Consider the following 23,670-nt stretch of genomic DNA (forward strand, 5'->3'; position numbering starts at 1 on the left):
GCATGTAGGTTTACTGCTGGGTAAGCGTGTTTTGAGTGTTAAATGTTGATGGAGTCTGTGCAGCAACAGAGGCTTTAAGATTGACCATAAATATTGCAAGTGCAGCAATCACACCCGGAATTGCAATTGCTAAGAAATTCATTTGGTGAGGAAGCTCAAATGTGAGTAGGGCACCAGTTAAAACGGGGCCGATAATCGCGCCGATACGGCCAATTCCAGATGCCCAGCCCATGCCAGTTGAACGAAGTGCTGTCGGATAGAACTGTGCAACGAAAGTGTAGAGTAAGATTTGCGAACCAATTGTGGCAGCACCAGCAATAGCAATAGCAATCAGGCTATATAAAATAAATTGTGGACTATTGATGCCAAGTAAAATTAAAGCTGCTGACCCAACAATAAACATGATGGTAATGACGGGTTTTAAATGGAATCTATCTGCTAAAGCACCGCCACCAATTGCACCAACCATGCCACCGATGTTGAGTGCAAACAGGAACAACATGCTCGCACCTAGTGAATAGCCCGCTTGCAGCATAAGTTTAGGTAACCAGCTTCCTAAGGCATACACCATGAGTAAGCACATAAAGAAAGCAATCCAGAACATAAATGTGCTGAAGGTACGGCCTTGTTGGAAAAGCGCACGGACAGGTGCTTCAGTTGTTGTGCTTTCGTTTAACACCAGTTGTGTATTGGCATTTACCTGAGTTTGAGGCGCAATTTTGCTGACAATACTTTTTGCCTGTTCACTCTGATTAGATTTCACTAAAAAGGTGAGAGACTCAGGCAGAAATTTCCAGATCAGTGGGAGTAATAGCAGTGGAATACCTGCAAGTAAAAACATGATTTGCCAGCCCATATCCTTAACGAGCCATGCACCGAGTAGAGCAGATGTCATGCCGCCAATTGCGTAACCACTAAACATGATTGCGACCAATGTACTACGAATTTTTTTCGGCGCATATTCGGTCATGAGAGCGACCACGTTTGGCATCACGCCACCAATACCAAGGCCAGCAATAAAGCGCAAAATTGCAAACTCAGTTGGTCCTTTGGCAAAAGCACCGATAAAGGTAAATCCACTAAATAAAGTCACACAAATCAGGATGGTTTTTTTACGCCCGAGCTTGTCCGAAAGTGTGCCGAAAATCATGGCACCAAACATCATCCCGAATAGAGCCGCGCTTGCCAGCAAACCTGCTTCTACCGCAGTTAATGACCATTGTTGCATTAATAAAGGGAGTGCTACTCCATAAATGACTAAATCATATCCATCAAAAATAATAATAAGTAAGCACCAGATTAAAACTTTCCAATGAAAAGAAGTAAAACTGGCCTTGTCAATTAGCTCATTAATATTAACCTTGCTCGTATCCATTTTCTTCACCTCCAATTTGTGAAGTATCGCGTTATTTTTTAATAAACTATTTTGTTATTGAGTTAGAGTCAAAAACCTAATTGATATATCTTTATGTCTTTAAGGTATTGTGTTTTTATTAATTTAATTGTTTGAAAAATATGAATTTATTTTGATTGTTGAAGTGGGTTTTATCATCTGTATTAAATAGTGGTAAATATTATATGGTGAGAATTTCAATGTTTTTATTGGTGTTTTATTCTTGATTTTATTGCTAAGAATCACTGATAAAAATAGAGCTAAATTTATATTATTAATTGGAATGAAAATATTAAGATAGGAGATTAAAGTCTATTATTTAATTATTTTAGAAATTGACCTTTGAAAATTAAATTTAATTGATATTAAATAAAAATCGCCAAATCAGGGTTAGCAAATTATTTGCATCCTGATTTGGCGATTGAGGCTTTATTTTGGTTGGAGTGTTTAGATAAAAAACTTAATTTGTGGCTGGAGTTGATCGTGGTGTGAGAATGAAATGGGCGATTACACCAATGCAAATACCCCAAAAAACTGAGCTTAATCCAAGAAAATGCATGCCTGATGCTGTTGCTAAAAAGGTAATAAGTGCAGCATCACGTTGACTATCATTTCTCATGGCGACAGAAATATTTGTGGCAATCGCTCCAAGCAAGGCTAAACCTGCCAGTGCTGCAACCAACTCTTTAGGAAGTAAGCTAAATAGCATGACAATACTGCCAGCAAATAAGCCCCCTAAAATATAAAAAATTCCATTAGCGATACCCGCAATATATCGTTTTTCTTTAAGTTCATGTGCATCTTTGCCCATACATAAAGCAGCGGTAATTGAGGCAAGCACAATGGTAATACCACCTACGCAAGCAACAGCTAAAGAGGCAATACTGGTAACGCTAATAATCGGTTTGGCTGGCGTGTCGTAACCGCTGAGTTTCATAATCGCCATACCCGGTAAAAATTGGCCGGTTAGACTGACTAAAATGAGAGGAAGAGCAAGGTTAAGAGTTGAGTTCCATGTCCACTCTGGGCTAATCCACTGCGGGATAGCTAAACTAAAACTCACATCAACAGGATTCATTTTTCCTAAAATGAGGCTTAATAAAACTCCGGCAGCTAATACCCAAATCATGGTGTAGCGTGGCATTAAACGCTTGGCAATTAAAAAGACAATGAGCATGCTAAAAACAATAAAAGGCATGCTATCAGATGCGGTAAATAGACCAATACCAAATTGAAAAAGAATACCAGCCATCATGCCAGCAGCGACATCTTGCGGAATCCATTTAAGTAATTTGTCGAAGTAACCAGTAATGCCAATTAAAAAAATAACGATAGCAGAAGTAATATAAGCAGCTACTGCTTCATTCAATGAGACATTGGGAAATAGCGTCACTAACAGGGCAGTACCTGGTGCAGACCATGCGGTAATGACAGGAGTTTTATATTTAATCGAAAGATAAATACCTGAAACAGCAGCACCAATTGAAATTCCCCAAATCCATGAAACCATCATATCGGTGGACACATGGGCACGCTGAGCAGCTTGAAAGAAAATAATCAGTGGGCCTGAGTAAGAAATTAAAACTGCAAGAAAGCCAGCAACAGTTGCTGATATGGACCAGTCATTTTTTAATGTCTTTAACAGGGTTGCCATGTGTGATTGCCTCCATGCAAATCATGTTATTTACCCAATCATATAAAAAGATCAGGGTTAACCCTGATCTCCACCTCCGACCGAAATAACCGATCCGGTCATATACGATGCTTCGTCTGATGCAAGAAATAAAATTGCATTCACTTGTTCTTGAATTGTGCCATAACGGCCCATAAATGTTCGATCTATTGTTTGATCAACCACTTGCTGCATCCAGTCTTTTTCATTTTGACTTAATGGGTTGGCGTTACGCGGTACTTTGCGAGGCGGTGCTTCGGTTCCACCCGTCGCAACGGCATTGACTCGGATCCCGTCTTTGGCATGTTCAAAAGCAAGAGATGCTGTTAAAGCATTTACACCACCTTTAGATGCCGAGTAGGGAATACGATTAATGCCACAGGTGGCAATTGAAGATACATTTACAATAACACCCGAGTGTTGCTTAATCATGGCGGGCAACACAGCGCGGCAGCACCATAAAGTTGGAAATAACGAGCGATTCACTTCCTTAATGATCTCTTCTTCGGAAAACTCTTCAAAAGGTTTCATCCAGATCGCGCCACCTACATTATTAATCAGGATATCTACCTGACCATAGTGTTCAATGGCTTTTGCAACAACCGCTTGAGCACCTGCGTAGGTTTCAAGGTCGGCATTAATCGTGACAGCATCACCACCTGCACTCTGAATTTCTTTGAGAACTTCTTCAACATATTCAGAGCGGTCAGCCATGACGACTTGTCCACCTTCAGCCGCGACTTGCAGGGCCACGCCACGACCAATACCTTGAGCACTACCCGTAACAATCACAACTTTATCGGTAAATCTTTGACGGTTTGACATAGATAATTTCTCCACCTTGATTTAGTTTGCAGAGAATTTTTCAAACAAGAAATTAGCAGGTTTGATATTTTCAGTTTCTAACCAGCCACGTACAGCCTCTACCATTGGGACGGGTCCACATAGATAAACATCGACATCACCAGCGTTTAACCATTCACTTTCAATATGACCAGTGACATAGCCTTTGCGTTCATGGTTACTCTCAGGGCTTGCAACTACAGTACGATATTCAAACCACGGGAATTTCGCCTGCAACTCATTGAGTTTTTCTAGAGCCACCAAATCAAAATCATTGGTTACGCCAAAGACTAAACGAACAGGCTGTTCTGAACCTTTTTCTTCAAGCACTTGTAACATCGACATAAATGGGGCAATGCCAGTACCGCCTGCTAGCATAAGCACGGGACGCGCTACATTACGTAAATAGAAGCTACCGAATGGACCGGTAAATGTCATTTTGTCACCGGCTTTAGCATTTTTACTCAAGAATTCACTCATTTTGCCATTTGGTACGTTACGTACTACAAAGCCTGTTAAGCGATTACCCGGTTTTGAGCTAAATGAATATGAACGTGTTTCACCAGTTTCTGGAATTGCAACATTCACATACTGACCTGCAAGGAAATGAATATCTGGTTGGCCTTCATCAAGTTGAATATCAAACGTGATGGTTGAATCTGATAAATTTTCAACGCGAGCTAATGTACCTTGGAAGCTATGAATTTCTGTTTTGCAGACATCTGACGATGCTTGAATCTGGAATACCGCATCTGAAGTTGGGCGGCATTGGCAAGCAAGAATATAACCTTGCTCGGCTTCTTCTGGTGTTAATGCATCTTCAATATAGGTTTCTTCTGGCATGTCATAATGACCTGACTCGCAAAATGCGCGGCAAGTTCCACATGCACCATCACGGCAATCCAAAGGAATATTAATTTTTTGGCGATAGGCTGCGTCAGATAAGGTTTCGCCTTGAGCTACGTTAATGAAACGTGTAACACCATCTTCAAATTGAAGTGCAATATTGTGGTTTGACATGGCATGTATCCTACAAAATATTTGAAACTTTTACCCTCAGCCAACAGTCCGTTTAACTGAGGGGGTATGTCTTAAAGGTGGTAGATATCAATCACTTGATTGATGTAGTCATTTTTCAAAACGACATACTTGCTCAAGATTTTTGGTTGATCACCTGAAAAATCGATCACATAACGTGACATACCGAAATAGCTGTAATTTGTCTTGTAACGGAAACTCAAGGTATTCCAGTTAAAGCGAACAGTAACTTTATCTCCATCGCGCTCTACGACTTCAACGTTGGCAATATTGTGGCTTGTGCGTGTGTCCGGCATGGTTGCAGATGAACGCTCAGTTTTAATACGGAACACACGATCTTCTAAACCTTGACGGTCTGAGTAATAAATAAGTGAAATTTCAGATTGTGGATCTTCAGTTAATTTATCGTCATCATCCCAAGCTGGCATCCAGAAAGAAGCTTCCGGTGCATAGCATGCAAGCCAGTCATCCCATTGTTCATCATCTAAAAAGCGAGCTTCGCGATAGAGAAACTGAGCAATATTTTCTAAAGTTGCTTTGTCTTGAGTGCTCATGCTGTTTCTCCCTGATCAGCAATTTCTTTCTCTGATGCAATCGCATGTTTCATGGTTTCTAACCAATATTGATGTTGGGCAAGATAAAGACCTTCATCTTCAGTTTTGATACCACTTAACATTGGTTTTAAACCAATTTCGTTTGCTGCATCGTCTGGCCCATAAATCCAATGTTTTGAACCACGGCACATGTCATTCCATTCAAGTGCAATACCTGCGTAGCCTGCCTGACAAGCACGGAATTCTTCTAAGTCGTCTGGTGTTGCCATACCTGAAGCATTGAAGAAATCTTCATATTGACGGATACGGCGTGCGCGAGCTTCTGGTGCTTCGCCTTTAGGAGCGATACAGTAAATGGTGACTTCGGTTCTATTGACAGAAAGTGGGCGAAGTACACGAATTTGCGAACCAAACTGATCCATCAAATACACATTTGGATAGAGGCACAGGTTACGTGATCGCTCAATCATCCACTTCGACATCGCTTCACCGTATTTTTCAGTGTATTCGTCTGCTTTCGGGAAGTTTGGACGGTCTTCTGGGTTTGCCCATTGTGTCCAAAGCAACATGTGGCCATTTTCAAAACCATACGACCCACCGCCTTGTTTACCCCAAGAACCAGCGCTCATCGCGCGAATATTATCGGCAGCTTGAGTTTCTTTACGGTGTTGAGTCGTTGCTGCATAGTTCCAGTGAACAGCAGAAACGTGGTAACCATCCGCACCATTTTCAGCAGTGAGTTTCCAGTTGCCTTCATAGGTATAAGTAGATGAACCACGTAAAACTTCCAGACCATGTTCAGATTGATCAACAATCATGTCGATGATTTTGGTGGTTTCACCCAAGAATTCTTCAAGTGAAGGAACATCTGGATTTAAGCTACCAAACAAGAAGCCTTTGTAGTTCTCAAAGCGAGCCACTTTTTTAAGGTCGTGCGAGCCGTCTTGATTAAAACAGTCAGAGTAACCAGCTTCGCTTGGGTCTTTAACTTTTAGGAGTTTACCTGAGTTGTTAAACGTCCAGCCGTGGAAAGGGCAGGTATATGTTGCTTTGTTACCACGCTTGTGACGGCAAAGTTGTGCTCCGCGGTGTGAACACGCATTGATCATGGCATTCAATTCGCCGTTACGGTTGCGGGCAATGATGACGGGCTGACGACCAATGTGAGTGGTGTAGTAGTCATTATTATTTGGAATTTGGCTTTCGTGTGCTAAGTAAACCCAATTACCTTCGAAGATGTATTTCATTTCAAGGTCAAATAGGGCTTCGTCAGTAAACACTGAGCGATGAAGTTTAAATTCACCTGTATCGATGTTATCGACAAGTAATTCATCAATACGGTCAAGATGGCTAGTATTGATTACAGGAATACGTGGCATGTCCGTTCTCCGACTTTCCAAAAGTGTGGAAGTCACCAAGGCCTTAGCTAAGATCTAAAAGGTCTTGATATCCTAATATTGTCAATGAAGCGCATGAGCGCGCTGGGTGTTTAACCGTGAATTGATGAAGATGAATCACTTAAAAATTGGCAAGAAGGCTTTTCACAAAGCAATTCATCACTTCATCGGTTTGTTGCTTGTATATACCTTAAAAGAATGGTTAAACTGTGTCTAAGACTGAATTTGCATTTTTTTATATCTTAAAGGTATGGAAGCCTTATGGAACTAAGACATTTACGGTATTTTGTGGCTGTTGTTGAAGAGCAGAGCTTCACAAAGGCAGCCGAAAAACTATTTATTGCTCAACCACCTTTGAGTCGGCAGATCCAAAATCTGGAAAGTGAGCTTGGAATTCAACTGTTTGAGCGTGGAAGCCGTCCTTTACAGACAACCCCAGCCGGACATTTCTTTTATCAGCACGCCCTTAAACTTTTGTCGAATGCTGAAGAAATAAAAAGTATGACCAAACGTATTGGTCTGATTGAACGTAGTGTGACGATTGGTTTTGTCGGGTCTTTACTCTATGGTTTACTGCCTCGAATCATTTATTTATTTCGGCAACAACAACCTCATTTGAATATTCAATTGATGGAGTTAAGTACGACTGAGCAACTACAGGCATTAAAAGAAGGCCGTATTGATGTCGGATTTGGACGTTTAAGAATTAGTGACCCTGCGGTGAGACGTATTCTGCTGCGTAAAGAACGACTGGTGGTTGCTGCACATACCAGCCACCCAATTGCTCAGCGTACGGAAGGGGTATATCTGGCCGATCTTATTGATGAAAAGATGTTTATGTATCCCACTTCACCGAAACCTAATTTTTCGACCCAGCTTTTAAATATTTTTGCTGAGCATAGTTTGGTTCCGAAAAATATGCATGAGATACGGGAAATTCAACTAGCTTTGGGCTTGGTCGCAGCGGGAGAAGGTTTGTGTATTATTCCTGCCAGTGCCGATACCATTCGCTTTCCTCATTTAAACTACATTCCGATTTTAGATAACGGCGCAGTCAGTCCGATTTTTATTACTGCACGCGCAATGGACAGAAGTGAAGACTTACAGCTTTTATTTGATTGTATTTATCAGGTTTACGATTTAGAAGGGATACCTTATCAACGGACTGTTTTTACACTTGATCAGAACCCAATAGATGATTCAAATGGTATCGATTTTTAAATAAGACGAATGCATAGCCTCAAAGTTTGAAGCTATGCGTTGATGTAAATTCTTACTGCACTTGAGCTGGAAAACCATCTTCGTCCAGCGCTTCGGTAATTTTATCGACGCTTTCACTGGTTTCTACAGTTACGATTTTTGTCGCTAAATCTACGTCTACTTTTGCATTTGGGTCGACATCTTGAATCGTTGCTGTCACACCACGCGCGCAGCCGCCACAAGTCATATTTTCAATAAGTAGTTTCATGTTCATACTCCATCAAGAATGAGATGTTTGTTTGGATAACACTGAGTCTAAACCTTGTCATGATTGTAAGGTCAAGACCAATTTTTTAAAAAATATGCTTGACCTTCCCATGATGGGAATCTGTATGCTCAATGTAATTGATAAAATTTTGTAGATTTGCAGAGGTGTTTGATGGACTCAAAAAAAACAAAATTGCCAGTATATAGTGAAACACTTCCAATCGAAGGTATGACCTGTGCCTCGTGTGTAGGTCGTGTCGAAAAAGCACTTAAGAAAGTTGAAAATGTAGAAATTGCTAACGTTAATTTGGCAACAGAAAAAGCTGTTGTATATTCAAACCAACCAATTCAGCGTGAAGCACTGGTTAAAGCAGTTGAACGAGCGGGTTATGATGTTCCCAAAGCTGCACCAGTGGAGTTGTCAATTGAGGGTATGACCTGTGCATCTTGTGTTGCGCGTGTTGAAAAAGCCCTTAAAAAAGTAGACGGCGTTCAAGAGGCGACAGTTAACTTAGCCACAGAGCAGGCTTGGGTTCAGGCAGATAATTCAGTCAATGTTGAAGATCTGATTCGCGCTGTTAAAAAAGCAGGTTACGACGCAAAAGCCTCTGAAAAAAATCAAAATGAGCAGCTCGATAAAAAAGCTTCAGAGTTAGATCAGCTTAAAAAAGATTTGATCATTTCGATTGTTTTGGCCTTACCGGTGTTTATTTTGGAAATGGGTTCTCATCTAATCCCAGCTTTTCACATGTGGATCATGCACACGATTGGTCAATACAATAGCTGGCTTTTACAATTTGTTTTGACCACACTGGTTTTAGTTTTTCCTGGTCGCCGTTTTTATCAAAAAGGCATTCCAGCCTTATGGCGTTTAGCACCAGATATGAACTCGCTGGTGGCTGTTGGAACCTTGGCTGCCTATAGTTTTTCTGTTGTAGCAACCTTTATGCCGCATGTGTTACCACAAGGCACGGTCAATGTTTACTTTGAAGCGGCTGCTGTAATTGTCAGTTTAATTTTGCTCGGACGATATTTTGAAGCCAAAGCCAAAGGACGTACTTCGCAAGCTATTCAGCATTTAGTCGGTATGCAGCCTAAAACAGCTCGTATTCAGCGTGATGGTCAAGTGGTGGAAGTTGCTGTTGTCGAAGTGGTGAGCGGAAGTGTTGTAGAAATTCGTCCGGGTGAGCGTGTGCCTGTCGATGGTGAAGTAGTTGAAGGACACAGCTACATTGATGAATCTATGATTACGGGTGAGCCTATTCCAGTTGAAAAAATAGTAGGGCAGCAAGTGGTTGGTGGTACGGTCAACCAGAACGGTACTTTAAACATTCGGGCAACCGCAGTGGGTAGCTCCTCTGTGCTTTCACAAATTATTCGCATGGTTGAGCAAGCACAAGGTTCTAAACTTCCGATTCAGGGTTTGGTCGATAAAGTCACCATGTGGTTTGTGCCAGCGGTGATGCTCATTGCTGCAATTACTTTCTTGGTCTGGTTTATCTTTGGGCCAGAACCTGCGTTAACTTTTGGTTTAGTGAATGCTGTTGCAGTACTGATTATTGCTTGTCCTTGTGCGATGGGGCTTGCAACACCAACTTCGATTATGGTCGGTACTGGACGTGGTGCTGAGCTCGGTGTCTTGTTCCGTAAAGGCGAAGCTTTGCAGCTTTTACAAGAAGCGCAGGTGGTTGCTGTTGATAAAACTGGAACGCTCACTGAAGGCAAACCAACACTGACAGACTTTAATGTGCAATCAGGTTTTGAGCGTGAGCAAGTACTTACTTTGGTTGCCTCGGTTGAAGCCAAGTCTGAACACCCGATTGCTCTCGCTATTGTTCAGGCTGCTGAGGGCGAGGGAATAACTTTATTACCAGTAACAGCATTTAACTCGATTACAGGTTCAGGTATTAAAGCTGAAGTTTCAGGCCAAAAAGTACAAATTGGCGCAGACCGTTATATGCACCAACTTGGTTTAGACACTGGTGCATTCCAAGCGATTGCTGCACAGTTGGGTGAAGAGGGTAAAACACCGCTTTATGTTGCCATTGATCAACAACTTGCTGCGATTATTGCCGTTGCAGACCCAATTAAAGAAACAACCTATGCTGCGATTGAGGCCTTACATCAATTAGGTCTAAAAGTTGCCATGATTACAGGGGACAACCGTCATACGGCGAAAGCGATTGCTAAAAAACTTAATATTGATGAAGTTGTGGCAGAGGTTTTACCCGAAGGTAAAGTGGACACAGTTCGCCAACTGCAAAAACAATATGGTCGTTTGGCCTTTATAGGGGATGGCATTAATGATGCACCTGCTTTGGCGCAAGCAGATGTCGGCTTAGCCATTGGTACAGGAACAGATGTTGCTATTGAAGCTGCTGATGTTGTGCTTATGTCAGGTAGTTTAAAAGGTGTGCCGAACGCAATTGCGTTAAGTAAAGCCACCATGCGAAACATACGCCAAAACTTGTTCTGGGCATTTGTATATAACGTTGCACTTATTCCAATTGCGGCAGGCGCATTATATCCAGCATTTGGCGTGCTACTTTCACCTATGTTTGCAGCAGGCGCGATGGCACTTTCTTCAGTTTTTGTTTTAGGAAATGCATTACGCTTAAAACGTTTTCATGCGCCAGTACAGTGAGCGTGCTGAAACTCATCTTTTGATTTAAGATCATGACAGCAGGTCTTAAACCAAATTTAATATTTGAGGTGTGAGATGAATATCGGTCAGGCATCCAAACATTCGGGCATTTCGGCGAAAATGATTCGCTACTATGAAGAAATCGGTTTACTTGAAGCCGCTCAGCGCTCAGCTTCGGGCTATCGTATTTACTCAGAAACTGACCTAAAGACTTTAAACTTCTTAAAACATGCCAGAGAGTTAGGTTTTTCATCCGAACAAATGAAAGAGCTCATTTCGCTTTGGAAAAATACAGACCGGCAGAGTGCAGAGGTGAAAGCCTTAACTGTAAAACACATTGCCGAATTAAAACAGAAAATTGCCCATCTACAAGAAATGGTCAATATTTTGCAGGCTTCAGCCGATGATTGCTGCGGCAACCAGCAAGCTTCTTGTGCGATCTTAGATCACATTGAAAAAGGTGTGGGTGTAAGCTAAGTTTCATTAAAATAAAAAAGGGAAAATCATGGCTTATACAGCTTCTTGTCTTTGTAATGGGATTCAACTGCGCATTAATTCCGAATTAGAACCCATCATGGTTTGTCATTGTACGCAATGCCAAAAGGCACAAGGCGCTGCTTTTGCTGCCATTACGCAAGTACAGAAAAGTGACTTAAAAGTTGTGCATGGAGAAAACCTGTTACAGGCTTATTTTGCGTCTTCCAATAAAAAGAGAGTGTTCTGTAAAACTTGTGGCTCTCCTATCTGGAGTGAACGTTTAGATAAACCCGATGTGGTGCGTTTAAGGGTGGGGCTCATTAATGAAGAAATATCTACCCAAGTTAGCTCTCATGCCTATGTCGCTTCAAAGGCCTCTTGGCATACCATTGGTGATCATGCCCAACAATACTTACAAGCAACAGATGGGGTTCAAAAATAGTCATTTAATCGGGTAGGGCTTGTTTGTAAAAAAACGTGAACAAGACTAGCCATGAATAAATAATGTGCTATAACTGTACTTAAGGTAATCGTAATATCTCCTCGATCCACAGGGAAACTTGGGACAGGGCAAAAGATACGATAAGACCTTACATATAGCTAGCAAAGAGCATGTAAGAGATGGATAGACACAAATCTTAGATTGCTCACCGTTGCAGAAAAGCCCGTGAAACGGGCTTTTTTAATGCCTATAAAAAAGCTATCTATTGGATGACCAGACCATAAATAAAGTTTTTTATGACGCCATTTTTTACCATTTGTTCTTAAGCAAATAAAAAGATGTAGAAATAATAAAATTTTTTAAACATACAGACTATTCTGTATTGCAATTTAATTTATTTATAGGTACATTTACTTAACGGTTTAAAGTTCAAGTTTAATAATGGACTCATGGTCGTTGTGGGAGATCTAAGAGCCTGCATTCTTCCCCAAGATGCGGGTTTTTTTTATGCCTAAAGAAAAGTTATTATTAACCTCTCTTAAATAAAAAAGATAAATTATTAGTTTTTAATATCTTAAGTCATTAAGTTTTTTAGAAATTTTCTTACCATATATAGCCTGACTATAAATCAGCTATACAAACTTCTTTATGCATTACGCGACTATGCACGATAGGCTTGACACGCTTGAGCACAAGCTAGGCATGCTTTAGCACAAATTTGGCAGTGTTCATGCTTGTGTTTGCCGCATTCTGCTGCACAAAGTTGACATGCATGGGCACATAATGGCATCGCTTGTTCAGCTAACTCAGAATGCCTTAACTCTAAAGAAGTACATAACTGACAGATTTCTACACAAGTCAGACAGTGTTTAATACACTCACGCATCATATGTTCTTCTTGTAAACAGGCGGCTGCACAGGTCTTACAAGCAATCATACATTCTACGCAGGCTTGAATTGAGCTAGAGGCTTGGCAAAATAATGAATTATTTGCTTCTTGATTGATTTGCATACGAATTCTCCTATTCCAAAAGTTTTTATTAAAAAATGGAATATTGTTATGTTTTTTCATTTTATAGATCATTTTTTAAACAATGGGTATTTGAGATGAAAGGGGTACAAATACCCAATACATAATTAACCTCGTAGTAGAATGTTACATCCAGTTTTTAGCTTAAAAGCGCTTATTTCTTGAGAATAGAAGGGGGCAATTAAATTTAAGGATTGTGTTAAATTTAATTGCATATAATACTTTTGGCTAATTTCTTATTGTGTGAATATTAGGCAAATTAGGAATGTGAACTTTGAAGGACACGAAATGGAAAACGTTAATCAATACGCTCACGGAGCTGAGCATGAAGTCCACATCCATTGCAAACGATCATTAAGCACATTAATACTGAGTATGTTCGTATTAATTACAACTGGTCGTTAAAAGAAAAAGCACCCGAGGGTGCTTTTTCTATATATGAATCTAACATCGGGTTGAATGAAAGAGTTTATGAAGACCCTACAAACCCACGACGCTTGTTGTAGGCTTGGCGCTCATAAGATGGAATATTAGATTGTTGCAGATCAATAGCTAATTGTTTTTTACGTTGAAACTGCACTTCACTTAAAAGCGCAGCATAGATTTTGGGACGATCAGTTTTAAACTTGTTTACATCCAATGGAATCTTATCTTCATTCTTGACAATGTACAGCACAGAACCATTGCCATTCGTTTCATAAACCGTCCAACCGAGCCGCACAGCATAGAGGCCAGTTTTCTGATTTTTACCTAAGTAAGATTTAAAACCATCTGGATGAGGGCGAACATAAGCATTCATCATGCATCCTCCATCATTTGATTTATTTGATGAAAGCGACAATCAATGAATTGATGGGGAGTGAGACATCATATTCAGTAAAATCACGATTTCTAATTGTTTATATATTGTTCAATTTTAAAATTTCAAGTGAGGCAAAAGCTGCTATTTACTCAGTTATATAAAGTTCAAAATATTAAAAAACAGCAGATTTTTTGAGTAAAAAATTCTCAAGTTAATGTGGTAGAGGCTTGTAATAATAGCTCATTATTCTCTATTTATGTGATCGATTTTGCACATTTGAAATTATTTAAATCGTAAGTGAATTTACAGTCGGTTTGAGTTAATGATTTGTTTTAACATTAATTAATTTAATTTTAATATTTCTTGTTACAACCATTTTGTCGACAATAGATGCTCATTTTTGACATATTTCGCCTAGCATAATTAAAGAGTTCGTTGCCTATGGTGTCATTTCTGTTTATTGGACTAGTGGTCACCATTTTGTTGACTCCAGGCCCCACAAACACATTGTTAGCCTCGGCTGGAATACAGGCAGGGGTGAAGCAGTCTCTTAAACTTATTCCTGCTGAAGTGATGGGTTATCTCATTGCAATTACTTCATGGGGTGTTTTGCTTGAGTCAGTTTCACATTTAATCCCTTGGCTTCCTGCCTTATTAAAGTTAATAAGTGCAACTTTCATTCTCTACCTTGCATTTAAACTTTGGGTAACATCAACAAATGACACCAAATTAGACAACCCACTTATTACGCCTAAGGCTTTATTTGTTGCAACACTTTTGAATCCTAAAGCTTTACTCTTTGCTTCTGCTATTTTTCCACATGCAGCATGGGAAGTGCTTCACGTTTATTTTGTGCATATTGCTATTTTTTTATCATTAATTACACCCATTGCATTTTTATGGATTGCTTTTGGAACCGTATTAATTTCAAACAAAGTAACTTGGTTAAACCAACGTAATTTACAACGTACGGCTGCATTTATTTTAACTTTTTTTGCTATGCCAATCGGCTATTCAGCGATTAGCTCATTTTAGATTTAACCCATTATTAGTATTAAAAATTTTAATTTTTAGGAGATTTTTATGAAAAGATTAAAAGTAATTATTAAGGACCAGTTTAACCAAGAAACGATTGCTTTGGCAAAAGTTCGACCTATGAACGACCACGCCCTTGAGCTTCATAAAAGCGTTGAACATATTGAAATTGATGATGACATTATTTTACCCAATATGGATTTACTCTATGAAAATCCTAAAGACGGGAAAATTTATCAATTGATTGGGCCATTCAATGAGGAATAGCCTTTAAAGCATGTTTGAAAATGACCAAAATTAGAATGTGTGTTTAGTATGATCTTAATCGAAGGATTTTTAGTTAAGAAGTGCTGAAAATAAAGTCAAACTAACGTAATAGACACAATTAAAATATTGAAGATCTCAAATAGTTGTGGGACCATGCTTTTTGTAAAAGTGTGACCTAATCCACACTTTTGCATTTCAGGACTAAGTGGTTTTCACTAAGCCCATTCCTTCAATGAGAAGTAGGAATGGGCTTTTTTTATTCTTTAAATGTTTCATCTAAAGCTTGTTGAACTGCTTCAATGCGCGATTTACAAGCTTTATAGGCAGTAATCGATTCTTCAACAATTTTCATTAAATTATCAATATCTGGGCTTTCTTGAGACTCAAGTAGTTCGGCATTTTTCTTCAAAATGTCATGGCCATCCTTAAATGTTAACTCTTTATTCTTCATTTGGAATTACCTGTGTAATGTTGGCTTCAATCACACCATCTTGCATTTCAATGGCAATGGCAGGGTTTGAAATTTGATGTATAGAGCGAATTGCTTTTCCTTCTGATCTAACAATTGCATACCCTTTGGCTTGAACTTGTTTCGGGTTTTGTAGAAGGACTTCTTTCATTAACGATTCGATTTGGGCTAATGAAAATTTAACTTGTTGCTGTGAACTAAACTGAATGCGTTCTTTCATCTGGTCTAGCAGGTGATGTCCCGAGTTAAGTTGACTTTGTGCTGAAGATTTAATGTGGTGAAGCAGTTGGTCATTCTTGCTTTGATAGGTCGTGATTTGATGCTGCGAAAGGAGCTTAATGATTTGCAGACTATCAACGGCTTCTTGTACGCGTTCAACAATATGGTTACGAATACCAGCAATCACTTTACTTGGTGTGTCAAATGAACGATGGGCGATTTCATCAAGAATGGTACGGTCTTTTTCATGACCAATACCGACCCAAATGGGTACAGTGCGTTTGCAGAGCAGAGCCGCAAGTTCATAATCATTCAAATACGCTAAATCATTAACCGATCCACCGCCACGAATAATTACAATCAAGTCCGGCGGAAATGTAAATGTGCTGGCCCATTGCCGTAAACCTATACCTAAAGACTCGATTAAGCTGGTTGCGGCTGTATTTCCTTGAAAAGTAGCGGTCTGATACACAAAATGGCAAACACCATTTCTTTCTAGCGCATCGGCATCTTTTTTAAAGTCACCTAAGCCCGCAGCATTTTGAGGCGCAATTACTAAAACATTTTGAATATCAAAAGGAGTTGAGAGTAGTTTGTTCTTATGAATTAAACCTTCTTGAGTGAGTCGTTCAATAATTTGCTGATAACGTTTAGCAATTTCGCCTAAGGTAAAACTTGAGTCAATCTCTTCAATATTGACTGAAAATCCATATTGAGGATCAAAACGTGCGCGAATTTTTATGAGAACATTTAAGTCACTTGAAATCTCAATACCAGTTTCACGCTCAAACTTTAGAACAATTTTACTTGCCGAAAATTTCCAGATTGTGGCCTTACAACTTGCAATGACTTTATCAGTCTCGGCATCTTTTTCTGCAAGCTCTAAATAGTAATGACCGCCTTTAATATTTAAATTTCGAATCTCTGCTTTTACCCAAACTGGTTCATCAAAAGCCAAACGTATGACTTCCTGAACTGTGCCGAGATATTCACTAAGGGAAAACTGAGGTTCAGACATACGAACTAAACATTAAAGGACCAACTTAGATAGTATAAAAGCCATCCAACCAAGGCAATTGCTGTCTGTGAATTTAGGGTTCTGTTTAAAATAATTACAACAATTCAAAAGATTAAATTTAAATTTAGGTTGTTCATTACTAGTTAATTCAAAAGATAAAATTAATTAAAAAAGATAAAACTGATGAATTACAACAGATTAAAAAATAAAGTTTGCTTTATAAAATATATAAGCGTATAAAGCTTACTTCCAATTGCGGGGTGGAGCAGTCTGGTAGCTCGTCGGGCTCATAACCCGAAGGTCGTTGGTTCAAATCCGACCCCCGCAACCAAAATATTATGCTCTGTGATGTACCACTTTTCATAATGCAAAAATTATGAAAAGCATTAGCTTATAAATAACCCTATATCAAGCTAAATATTAAATTCTAGACTGACTGTCCATACCTTAAATCTAGCGTTCTAATTAAATACCGTTAAATCACATGAGCTCAGTGATGAGTGAATGATTGTGAATATAGTAAATGAGTGGCAAATTGCCACAGCCGTAAATGGCAATGAAATTAATGTGAGAGTGGTTCCTCACGTGCGTAAGCAAAACTCTCAAGATGGTTATCGTTGGGTCGAAGTTGGTAAGAAAGTTCAACTTCAAACTGGTGAAGAAATCGAGTTGAACCAAGATGGTAAAAGCTTTTATGCTGCATTTAACCAGCTTTATCGTTTAAGTACGTATTGCTAATAAAATGTTTAGCTCTCAAGCTAAAAACCTATCTCTTTTAATGGAGATAGGTTTTTTTATATCTATACGATTTATAAATAATTAAAGTTATAAAAAGCAAAAACGTATTAAATTGATAGAATTATTCTTTTAATTATATTTATAACTAAATTAACCTGCTCGCCAGAATTGACGGCCCATGACTTTAAAGTTCTTTCCATTTTCTTCGGTTACACGTCGGTCTCTAAATTTTTCATTTAAACTGTGCAAAATTAAAGAGCCATCTGCTTCTTTAAAAATCTGCTTAATCATTCCTTCCCCCGCAAAGTAAACCGCATAAATCTCGCCATCAATGACTTCAGTTTGAGAGATATCAATGCCGACTAAATCTCCATCTTTAATGTAATCGGTCATGCTATCGCCTTTAGCTTTAATAATACGCATGCACTCTTGAGCAACCCGTTTTTCTTTAAAAAATGAGGCTGGAAAAGGAATTTTTCCATTAATTGCATCGAAGTGAAACTCGATAGATTCACCCGTACCACAAGAAAAGCTAGCTTCTACAACTTCAACCCAGACATATTGATCGGTGGATTCAGCACTCACAACAGTGGGGCTAAATACATCACTTTCTCTAAAAGAATCTTCAATATTTCCAGTTGTTAGCCAATAACCATCTACACCCAAAAATTGCGCAATTAATGGAAGAAACGCTGATTTCAAATTTTTCCCTGACTCTAAAGCTTGATAGGCAGGCTGAGACATTTTGACTGCTTCTGCTACTTCAGCCTGAGTTTTTTTCGCTTTAAGCCTAGAGTCTTTTAAACGGTCTTTAAGAGCCATAACGGTCACACCTGCAAACTTATAACAAATATATAACTTAAGTTATATCGAGTAAAACAACTATAGTTATTGACTAATAATAACTATAGTTATAATATCAGTTATATCTTAAGATGAATAGATAAAGTTTAAGTAGTGTTTAAGTCTCTATTTATAGTTTTATCAACGTGTTGAGATGAAAGCTAAATTTATTTTGTTTTTATAGGAGGCAAAATAAAAGGGAGATAGCTCAATTATGATGTGCAGTTAGGCTATCAAAACAAAAATTGGAATAAAAAAAAGCCCGATTCCGTGGATCAGGCTTAATGTTCGTCGATAAAGGGTATCAAGAACATGAAGAATTTAACAAAGATTGTGAGTCGTAACAAAAGTTTCCGATATACGGCAAAGCCTTATTTGAACTTTTTGGTCAAAAAAATAAAGTCCGAAAAGGCTTAAACTTGAGAGCTTTAATACTTTTTTACAATTTCAGAAAAGGAAATATCTATTTTTAAATTAATGCTTTAAACGCATATTGTTTGGTTCTATATGTTTGTTGTACCAGTTGAAACGTTTCGAACACACATTTGTAGCCATAGCTTAGCTATATTGCTCAAAGAATGCGTCAAAACTTCAAGAATAACAAACGATAAAGATGCCTTATTAAACGAGTAAGTTGAGTTGGAGATAGTGAATGACTACAGCAATGCAGAACAGAGCTAAACAACTTAAAAATGCAAAACGTGGAGGGTATGTCCCAACAATTGCAAAAGATATAAACAAACTTAAGGTACAAAAAATAAAAAGGGCACTTGAAGAGGCGAAGCAAATTGCAAGTGAGCTTGAAGATGAAGCATTCGAATTCGACGATCAAGTCTCTATGCAAAAAGCGATAGGTGCAATCACCGTGATTGAGTTGATTGAACAAGCCTTAAACAGTGCACACTAACCAGCTTTAGCACACAAACATTCTTTCTTGGGCCCTGAAATTAAGCGGGTCAAGGTAAGTTCGTCTTGCAATTTAGCGCCGCATTAAAGCGTTAGTGTTTTTTATTGACTGTAATAAAGAAAACTAAGGGTATTGATAAAACCTGAAAAACAACAAGCTGGTCATGGTGATGGATTTTCAAGTTTTACCCTTTAAAGCAGGACAAGATGATGAAAACAGTTCCAACGAATGGATTAGCCACATTTTTAAATTTTTATAGCATTGCAATTATGGTGGCTTTAGCAGTCAGCTTAGTTGTCGCAGTCGTGTTAATGATGCGTTTTCCTCGTTCACCGCAGGAATGGATTGTTGGGCTGATCTGTACAGTGGTTTCAAGCTTAACAGGTGGCTCATTTATTATCATGAAATGGAATTTACAAGAATGGGTGTTGGATATTTGGGGAATGATCACACTATGTGGGTTCTTCTTCATTTGCGGTTTGCCTGGTTGGGCTATTGTGAGATGGATATTTAACTTCATCAATAAACAAGAAGGTAAAACGATTGTGGAAGTTATGAAAGACTTAAAAAAAGCGAAAGATGATCTGCAAAATAGCTAAAAACAGTTTCAATGATATAGGTAAAATAAAATGAATATCGACCAGTACTTAGAAGCAATCATAAACAGAGAAGGTGGGTACGTTAACCATCCATCAGACCATGGACATGCCACTAAATTTGGCATTACAGAAGCAGTCGCTCGATCAGAAGGCTATCAAGGCAATATGCAGGATTTAACATTAGCTGTGGCCAAATCTATTTATAAGAAACAATATTGGTTTGAACCCCAATTTGACCAGATCAATGAGATTAGCCCGACTATTGCAGAAGAGTTATTTGATACAGGCGTCAATTGTGGTGTCAATTTTGCAAAACACTTGTTGCAGCGTGCTTTAAATTTGCTGAATAAGCAGGGAAAAGAAGGCTGGTCAGATCTTGCTTTAGATGGTCAGTATGGTCCTCTCACTTTTCAAGCTCTTAGAAGTTATTTGAACAGGCGTCATAAAGAAGGAGAAAAGGTATTGGTACGCGTTTTAAATATTATGCAAGGGCAGCACTATATCGAAATTACAGAGAAGAACCCAAATTATGAAGACTTCTTTTATGGTTGGATTTTAAACAGGGTATCGTTGTAAAAATTGTAATTAGATAAAAATATGCTGAATCATCGAAATGCTTTAAAAGTCTAAACATGAGTTAAGGCTTTTAAAGCATAATTACTTAAAGTAATGATTTATTGTACGATGAGTAAGATGGCAAGAAGAAAGAAAATAGCCCCACTGATTTTATTGAGTATAGAAAAATTATTTCCAGCCAACATCTTTTCTTTAAAAATTGAAGAGAAGTTTGCATAGACTAGATGAATTAAAAAACCAATCAAACAAAAGGTTAAAGATAGAACTAAAAACTGATTTAAAATTTCTTTCTTTATATCGATAAATTGAGGAAAAAGAGCAATAAAAAATACGATTGTTTTTGGATTAAGCAAAGATGCGAGTAGACCCTGATAAAATAGTTTAGATTTACTGACATTTTTATCGCTTTGCTGATCTGTGATTAAATCTTGCGATGGAATTTTTTTGCTAAAGTTTTTATATCCGAGATACATTAAATAAAATGCACCAATAAATTTTAAAACCGTAAAAATAGTAGGGTTACTCGTAATAATAAGACCTACACCACTGGCGGAAATTACAGCAATTACAAACATACCAATAATTAAGCCGCTAATACCGAATAAAGCGGTTTTAACACCATAATTGATTGAATTTGTGACAGTAAATAAAACACCGGGGCCGGGGCTTAATAGGGTAAGAAATGCAATTGTTATAAAAACTAAAAGACCGCTCACGCTGATATATCCTATTTATCAATTGAGACAAAATTATGCGATTACTTTAAATGAGAAAATAATTTATGTATACAGAAGGTTATGTATATTTAAAATAAATAAATTAAATATTAAAATTTGAAAGTTTCGAAATAAAATATACATTTATATAAATAGATAATGTATTTAAAAGCATAGCAGTTATTGCAACATAAACATACAACCCCGACAAGTAGGCGTGTTAGTATGCTAAGCCTATACCTCAAGAAATATACAGTATGACGAAAAAAGAACGGCAGTTTAAATCTGGCGAATTTCAATTTTCCTTTTTATCGTTTAAATATTGGGGTTTATGGGTTTTAGCTTTTATTCTGATGTTATTTGCGATGTTACCTTGGGCAATTCAATGGCGTCTCGCTGATCTTTTATCAAAAATAGCATGGAAAACTTTAGGGTCAAGAAGAAAAACAACACTACGTAATTTAGAAGCATGCTTTCCTGAAAAAACACCTATGCAAATTGAAGTAAAAGCCAAACAGGTTTTTGTTGATACTTTAACGGGTGTATTTGAGGCTTTAAATGCTTGGTATAGTCCAAACTGGTTTAAAAACCGTGTTCACATAGATGGATTAGAGAATTTAACCAACAATCAGGAAAATGGCGTACTTTTATTAGGCACTCATAGCACCCTTTTAGATGCAGGCGGCGCGGCGTGTACCTTATTTTTTAATATGGACGTAGTTTACCGACCTCAAAACAATCCCTTTTTAGATTTTCTGATTCATCGTAGCCGCGCAAGAGTGTATAAAAACCAGATTGCTCGAGACAACATGCGTGGACTTATCCAAAACCTTAAACATGGTCATGCCATATGGTATAGCCCAGATCAGGATTTTGGCTTAAAGCAAGGTGTAATGGCATCATTTTTCGGGGTGCAGGCAGCTACTGTCACAGCCCACCGCAGGCTTATGGATATCTCAAAAGCAGCAGCAGTGCCTTTATACTTTTACAGAAGTGGCAATATTAGAAATCCTCAATATCATGTTCTCGTTGAACCTAAATTAGAGAATTTTCCAAGTGGGTGTGAAGTTACTGATGCTGAAAGAGTAAATAAAATTATTGAGAATCAAATTCGCATCGCACCTACACAATACATGTGGTTCCATCGACGTTTTAAGACGCGCCCAGCGGGTGAAAAGAAATTTTATTGATGGTCTTATGGGGAAATAGCAGAGGTACTTCTTTCGATTAAAATGAAACAAAATTTGACTTTTAATTGAAAGGAATCTTAATTAAATCAATATGAAAGATGAATGGCGAGAGGTATAGAATTTTTCTTGCTTTAATTATTTTGAATATCGATTGCAAATGCTTCTGAAGCGTGTATTATCGAGCATAACTAACAAAATATTCTTGTCATCATAAATTTCTATTTGCGCAGTTTTATTTATAATCCTTCGGTTTTTTCAGATATTTAAGTTTCGACGTCTATTTTTTAGTTAAATTGGTTTCCCCAATAATAAGTTATAATATTTTAAGATTTAGGATATAACATATGTCTACTACTACTGGTACAGTAAAATGGTTCAATGAAACTAAAGGTTTTGGTTTTATTGTGACTGATGAAGGTAAAGATATTTTTGCTCATTTTACCGATATTCAAACACCTGGTTTTAAAGTTCTCTTGGAAGGTCAACGTGTTGAGTTTACTGTAGTACAGGGTAAAAAAGGCCCGCAAGCTTCAAATATTGTGATTGTTCAAAACTCATAAATAAATAGAGCGTTTAATTGATTTAAATATATTATTTAAATAAAATATGTTTGAGTCTAAAACATTTTATTAGAGTTGAAAAAGCCCACTTTATATTTTGTGGGTTTTTTATAAGTTTTAATTCAACTTATATTTAAAAAAAAGAAGTATAAAAATACTCTTATAAAAGGTTTTAAAAATTTTATGTTATAACATAACTAATTAGGTGTATGGTATTAAAATGGATATTTGTATCGGCGGTATTTTTGACGGTCAAAAAATAGAAAACAATAATGATTTCTTTAAGGTTGAAGAGCATTATTCAGACAATAGTTCTAAATATATTAAACAGCACTTCCACTTGTTTGGACAAATTTTTACTTTCTGGGTTTGTGAAGATGTTGATTTAACCCAAGCAATAAGCAAAGCCGAGAGAATTTTAAAGAAGAAAAGAGAAAACATTTAGCTAATAAATCACAATACATCTGCTACGGTCTGTTAATTTAAATATTTTATTATTTAATGTGAGATATTTTATTAGTAGCTTAATTGAAGATAGCTTTTGAAAGTAAATATTTCATTTATATGGTATTAGATCGTTATTTACAATAGTTTGGTAGTAGTTACAGACTTTAACAATTTCTGTGTGGAATTTGCTATATATAGTTATACATTAGGCATAAGCTAAAGTTGTTTTATTTATTGCGCAAATAAAACAAACCCACTTAAATATTATTTATTTGAGTGGGTTCTTTATTCAAAAACAGTTATTCATTATTTCAGCGTTCATAATTA

At 37.7% G+C, this 23,670-nt stretch carries 26 protein-coding genes, 1 tRNA gene and 1 pseudogene; 15 read left to right on the forward strand and 13 right to left on the reverse strand.

Features of this window, described 5'->3' with window-relative positions; all coding sequences use genetic code 11:
- Positions 1 to 10: 10 nt before the first annotated feature.
- The 6 genes and pseudogenes from ASF86_RS01685 to benA form a co-directional block, all read right to left on the reverse strand.
- Positions 11 to 1,375, reverse strand: coding sequence for an aromatic acid/H+ symport family MFS transporter (locus tag ASF86_RS01685; RefSeq protein ID WP_056478773.1), 1,365 nt, complete (start codon positions 1,373 to 1,375; stop codon positions 11 to 13).
- Between the two features lie 478 nt (positions 1,376 to 1,853).
- Complete coding sequence (gene benE / locus ASF86_RS01690; RefSeq protein ID WP_056478776.1) at positions 1,854 to 3,047, reverse strand: benzoate/H(+) symporter BenE; 1,194 nt, start codon at positions 3,045 to 3,047, stop codon at positions 1,854 to 1,856.
- 57 nt (positions 3,048 to 3,104) lie between these two features.
- Complete coding sequence (locus tag ASF86_RS01695; protein WP_056478779.1) at positions 3,105 to 3,890, reverse strand: 1,6-dihydroxycyclohexa-2,4-diene-1-carboxylate dehydrogenase; 786 nt, start codon at positions 3,888 to 3,890, stop codon at positions 3,105 to 3,107.
- 21 nt (positions 3,891 to 3,911) lie between these two features.
- Positions 3,912 to 4,928 carry a benzoate 1,2-dioxygenase electron transfer component BenC gene (gene benC / locus ASF86_RS01700; protein ID WP_056478783.1) on the reverse strand — a complete coding sequence of 339 codons (1,017 nt, stop codon included), beginning with the start codon at positions 4,926 to 4,928 and terminating at the stop codon, positions 3,912 to 3,914.
- 52 nt (positions 4,929 to 4,980) lie between these two features.
- Positions 4,981 to 5,500 (reverse strand): annotated as a pseudogene (gene benB, locus ASF86_RS01705) (benzoate 1,2-dioxygenase small subunit).
- On the reverse strand, positions 5,497 to 6,879 hold the full coding sequence (gene benA, locus ASF86_RS01710; RefSeq protein ID WP_004642043.1) for a benzoate 1,2-dioxygenase large subunit: 1,383 nt from the start codon (positions 6,877 to 6,879) through the stop codon (positions 5,497 to 5,499). Before benA ends, benB begins: the two are co-directional and overlap by 4 nt.
- Before the next feature lie 106 nt (positions 6,880 to 6,985).
- On the opposite strand from benA, the gene ASF86_RS18875 reads away from it, so the two are divergent.
- Positions 6,986 to 7,114, forward strand: a complete 129-nt coding sequence (locus ASF86_RS18875) for a hypothetical protein (RefSeq protein ID WP_081407515.1) — start codon at positions 6,986 to 6,988, stop codon at positions 7,112 to 7,114.
- A 44-nt stretch (positions 7,115 to 7,158) separates the two neighbouring features.
- Positions 7,159 to 8,118, forward strand: coding sequence for a LysR family transcriptional regulator (locus ASF86_RS01715; protein ID WP_003652630.1), 960 nt, complete (start codon positions 7,159 to 7,161; stop codon positions 8,116 to 8,118).
- A 52-nt stretch (positions 8,119 to 8,170) separates the two neighbouring features.
- Here the strand turns inward: ASF86_RS01715 and ASF86_RS01720 are convergent, their stop codons facing one another.
- On the reverse strand, positions 8,171 to 8,371 hold the full coding sequence (locus ASF86_RS01720; RefSeq protein ID WP_080026604.1) for a heavy-metal-associated domain-containing protein: 201 nt from the start codon (positions 8,369 to 8,371) through the stop codon (positions 8,171 to 8,173).
- Positions 8,372 to 8,536: 165 nt separating this feature from the next.
- Between ASF86_RS01720 and ASF86_RS01725 the strand changes: the two genes are divergently transcribed.
- The 3 genes from ASF86_RS01725 (at position 8,537) to ASF86_RS01735 (ending at position 11,927) form a co-directional block, all read left to right on the forward strand.
- On the forward strand, positions 8,537 to 11,008 hold the full coding sequence (locus ASF86_RS01725; protein ID WP_056478788.1) for a heavy metal translocating P-type ATPase: 2,472 nt from the start codon (positions 8,537 to 8,539) through the stop codon (positions 11,006 to 11,008).
- A 75-nt stretch (positions 11,009 to 11,083) separates the two neighbouring features.
- Positions 11,084 to 11,485, forward strand: coding sequence for a Cu(I)-responsive transcriptional regulator (cueR, locus tag ASF86_RS01730; protein WP_004642046.1), 402 nt, complete (start codon positions 11,084 to 11,086; stop codon positions 11,483 to 11,485).
- Between the two features lie 28 nt (positions 11,486 to 11,513).
- On the forward strand, positions 11,514 to 11,927 hold the full coding sequence (locus ASF86_RS01735) for a GFA family protein (protein ID WP_056478791.1): 414 nt from the start codon (positions 11,514 to 11,516) through the stop codon (positions 11,925 to 11,927).
- Between the two features lie 661 nt (positions 11,928 to 12,588).
- Here the strand turns inward: ASF86_RS01735 and ASF86_RS01740 are convergent.
- Entirely contained in the window at positions 12,589 to 12,939 is a 351-nt protein-coding gene (locus ASF86_RS01740) for a four-helix bundle copper-binding protein (RefSeq protein ID WP_056478794.1), read from the reverse strand.
- 487 nt (positions 12,940 to 13,426) lie between these two features.
- Positions 13,427 to 13,759 (reverse strand): hypothetical protein, encoded by a 333-nt coding sequence (locus ASF86_RS01745; RefSeq protein WP_056478797.1) that lies wholly within the window; start codon positions 13,757 to 13,759, stop codon positions 13,427 to 13,429.
- A gap of 441 nt (positions 13,760 to 14,200) precedes the next feature.
- Here ASF86_RS01745 and ASF86_RS01750 point away from each other — a divergent pair, with 441 nt between their 5' ends.
- Together ASF86_RS01750 and ASF86_RS01755 are read left to right on the forward strand one after the other, a co-directional pair.
- Positions 14,201 to 14,794: a LysE family translocator gene (locus tag ASF86_RS01750; RefSeq protein ID WP_056478799.1), complete on the forward strand. Its 594-nt coding sequence runs from the start codon at positions 14,201 to 14,203 to the stop codon at positions 14,792 to 14,794.
- A gap of 48 nt (positions 14,795 to 14,842) precedes the next feature.
- Positions 14,843 to 15,061 carry a hypothetical protein gene (locus ASF86_RS01755; RefSeq protein ID WP_003652616.1) on the forward strand — a complete coding sequence of 73 codons (219 nt, stop codon included), beginning with the start codon at positions 14,843 to 14,845 and terminating at the stop codon, positions 15,059 to 15,061.
- Between the two features lie 256 nt (positions 15,062 to 15,317).
- Here the strand turns inward: ASF86_RS01755 and xseB are convergent, their stop codons facing one another.
- Together xseB and xseA are read right to left on the reverse strand one after the other, a co-directional pair.
- Positions 15,318 to 15,512: an exodeoxyribonuclease VII small subunit gene (xseB, locus tag ASF86_RS01760; protein WP_003652614.1), complete on the reverse strand. Its 195-nt coding sequence runs from the start codon at positions 15,510 to 15,512 to the stop codon at positions 15,318 to 15,320.
- Positions 15,502 to 16,767, reverse strand: coding sequence for an exodeoxyribonuclease VII large subunit (gene xseA, locus ASF86_RS01765; RefSeq protein ID WP_056478802.1), 1,266 nt, complete (start codon positions 16,765 to 16,767; stop codon positions 15,502 to 15,504). Before xseA ends, xseB begins: the two co-directional genes overlap by 11 nt.
- Positions 16,768 to 17,021: 254 nt before the next feature.
- Here xseA and ASF86_RS01770 point away from each other — a divergent pair.
- Together ASF86_RS01770 and ASF86_RS01775 are read left to right on the forward strand one after the other, a co-directional pair.
- Positions 17,022 to 17,098, forward strand: a tRNA-Met gene (locus tag ASF86_RS01770).
- Between the two features lie 173 nt (positions 17,099 to 17,271).
- A complete protein-coding gene (locus ASF86_RS01775; protein WP_005041855.1) occupies positions 17,272 to 17,505 on the forward strand; it encodes a hypothetical protein in 234 nt (77 codons plus the stop codon).
- Positions 17,506 to 17,655: 150 nt separating this feature from the next.
- Here the strand turns inward: ASF86_RS01775 and ASF86_RS01780 are convergent, their stop codons facing one another.
- Positions 17,656 to 18,327, reverse strand: a complete 672-nt coding sequence (locus ASF86_RS01780) for a S24 family peptidase (RefSeq protein ID WP_005041852.1) — start codon at positions 18,325 to 18,327, stop codon at positions 17,656 to 17,658.
- Between the two features lie 673 nt (positions 18,328 to 19,000).
- Here ASF86_RS01780 and ASF86_RS01785 point away from each other — a divergent pair.
- The 3 genes from ASF86_RS01785 (at position 19,001) to ASF86_RS01795 (ending at position 20,430) form a co-directional block, all read left to right on the forward strand.
- Positions 19,001 to 19,255: a hypothetical protein gene (locus ASF86_RS01785; RefSeq protein WP_017390244.1), complete on the forward strand. Its 255-nt coding sequence runs from the start codon at positions 19,001 to 19,003 to the stop codon at positions 19,253 to 19,255.
- A 209-nt stretch (positions 19,256 to 19,464) separates the two neighbouring features.
- Complete coding sequence (locus tag ASF86_RS01790) at positions 19,465 to 19,854, forward strand: hypothetical protein (protein ID WP_056478805.1); 390 nt, start codon at positions 19,465 to 19,467, stop codon at positions 19,852 to 19,854.
- Between the two features lie 30 nt (positions 19,855 to 19,884).
- Positions 19,885 to 20,430, forward strand: a complete 546-nt coding sequence (locus tag ASF86_RS01795; protein WP_056478808.1) for a glycoside hydrolase family 108 protein — start codon at positions 19,885 to 19,887, stop codon at positions 20,428 to 20,430.
- A 98-nt stretch (positions 20,431 to 20,528) separates the two neighbouring features.
- Here ASF86_RS01795 and ASF86_RS01800 read toward each other — a convergent pair whose 3' ends face one another.
- Positions 20,529 to 21,146 carry a LysE family translocator gene (locus tag ASF86_RS01800; RefSeq protein ID WP_056478811.1) on the reverse strand — a complete coding sequence of 206 codons (618 nt, stop codon included), beginning with the start codon at positions 21,144 to 21,146 and terminating at the stop codon, positions 20,529 to 20,531.
- Positions 21,147 to 21,403: 257 nt separating this feature from the next.
- Here ASF86_RS01800 and ASF86_RS01805 point away from each other — a divergent pair, with 257 nt between their 5' ends.
- The 3 genes from ASF86_RS01805 (at position 21,404) to ASF86_RS01815 (ending at position 23,341) form a co-directional block, all read left to right on the forward strand.
- Positions 21,404 to 22,336 (forward strand): lauroyl acyltransferase, encoded by a 933-nt coding sequence (locus ASF86_RS01805; RefSeq protein ID WP_056478814.1) that lies wholly within the window; start codon positions 21,404 to 21,406, stop codon positions 22,334 to 22,336.
- 344 nt (positions 22,337 to 22,680) lie between these two features.
- Entirely contained in the window at positions 22,681 to 22,896 is a 216-nt protein-coding gene (locus ASF86_RS01810; RefSeq protein ID WP_003652601.1) for a cold-shock protein, read from the forward strand.
- 220 nt (positions 22,897 to 23,116) lie between these two features.
- Entirely contained in the window at positions 23,117 to 23,341 is a 225-nt protein-coding gene (locus ASF86_RS01815; RefSeq protein ID WP_056478817.1) for a hypothetical protein, read from the forward strand.
- Positions 23,342 to 23,670: the final 329 nt, after the last annotated feature.

It is taken from the genome of Acinetobacter sp. Leaf130, assembly GCF_001423205.1.
GTDB lineage: Bacteria > Pseudomonadota > Gammaproteobacteria > Pseudomonadales > Moraxellaceae > Acinetobacter > Acinetobacter calcoaceticus.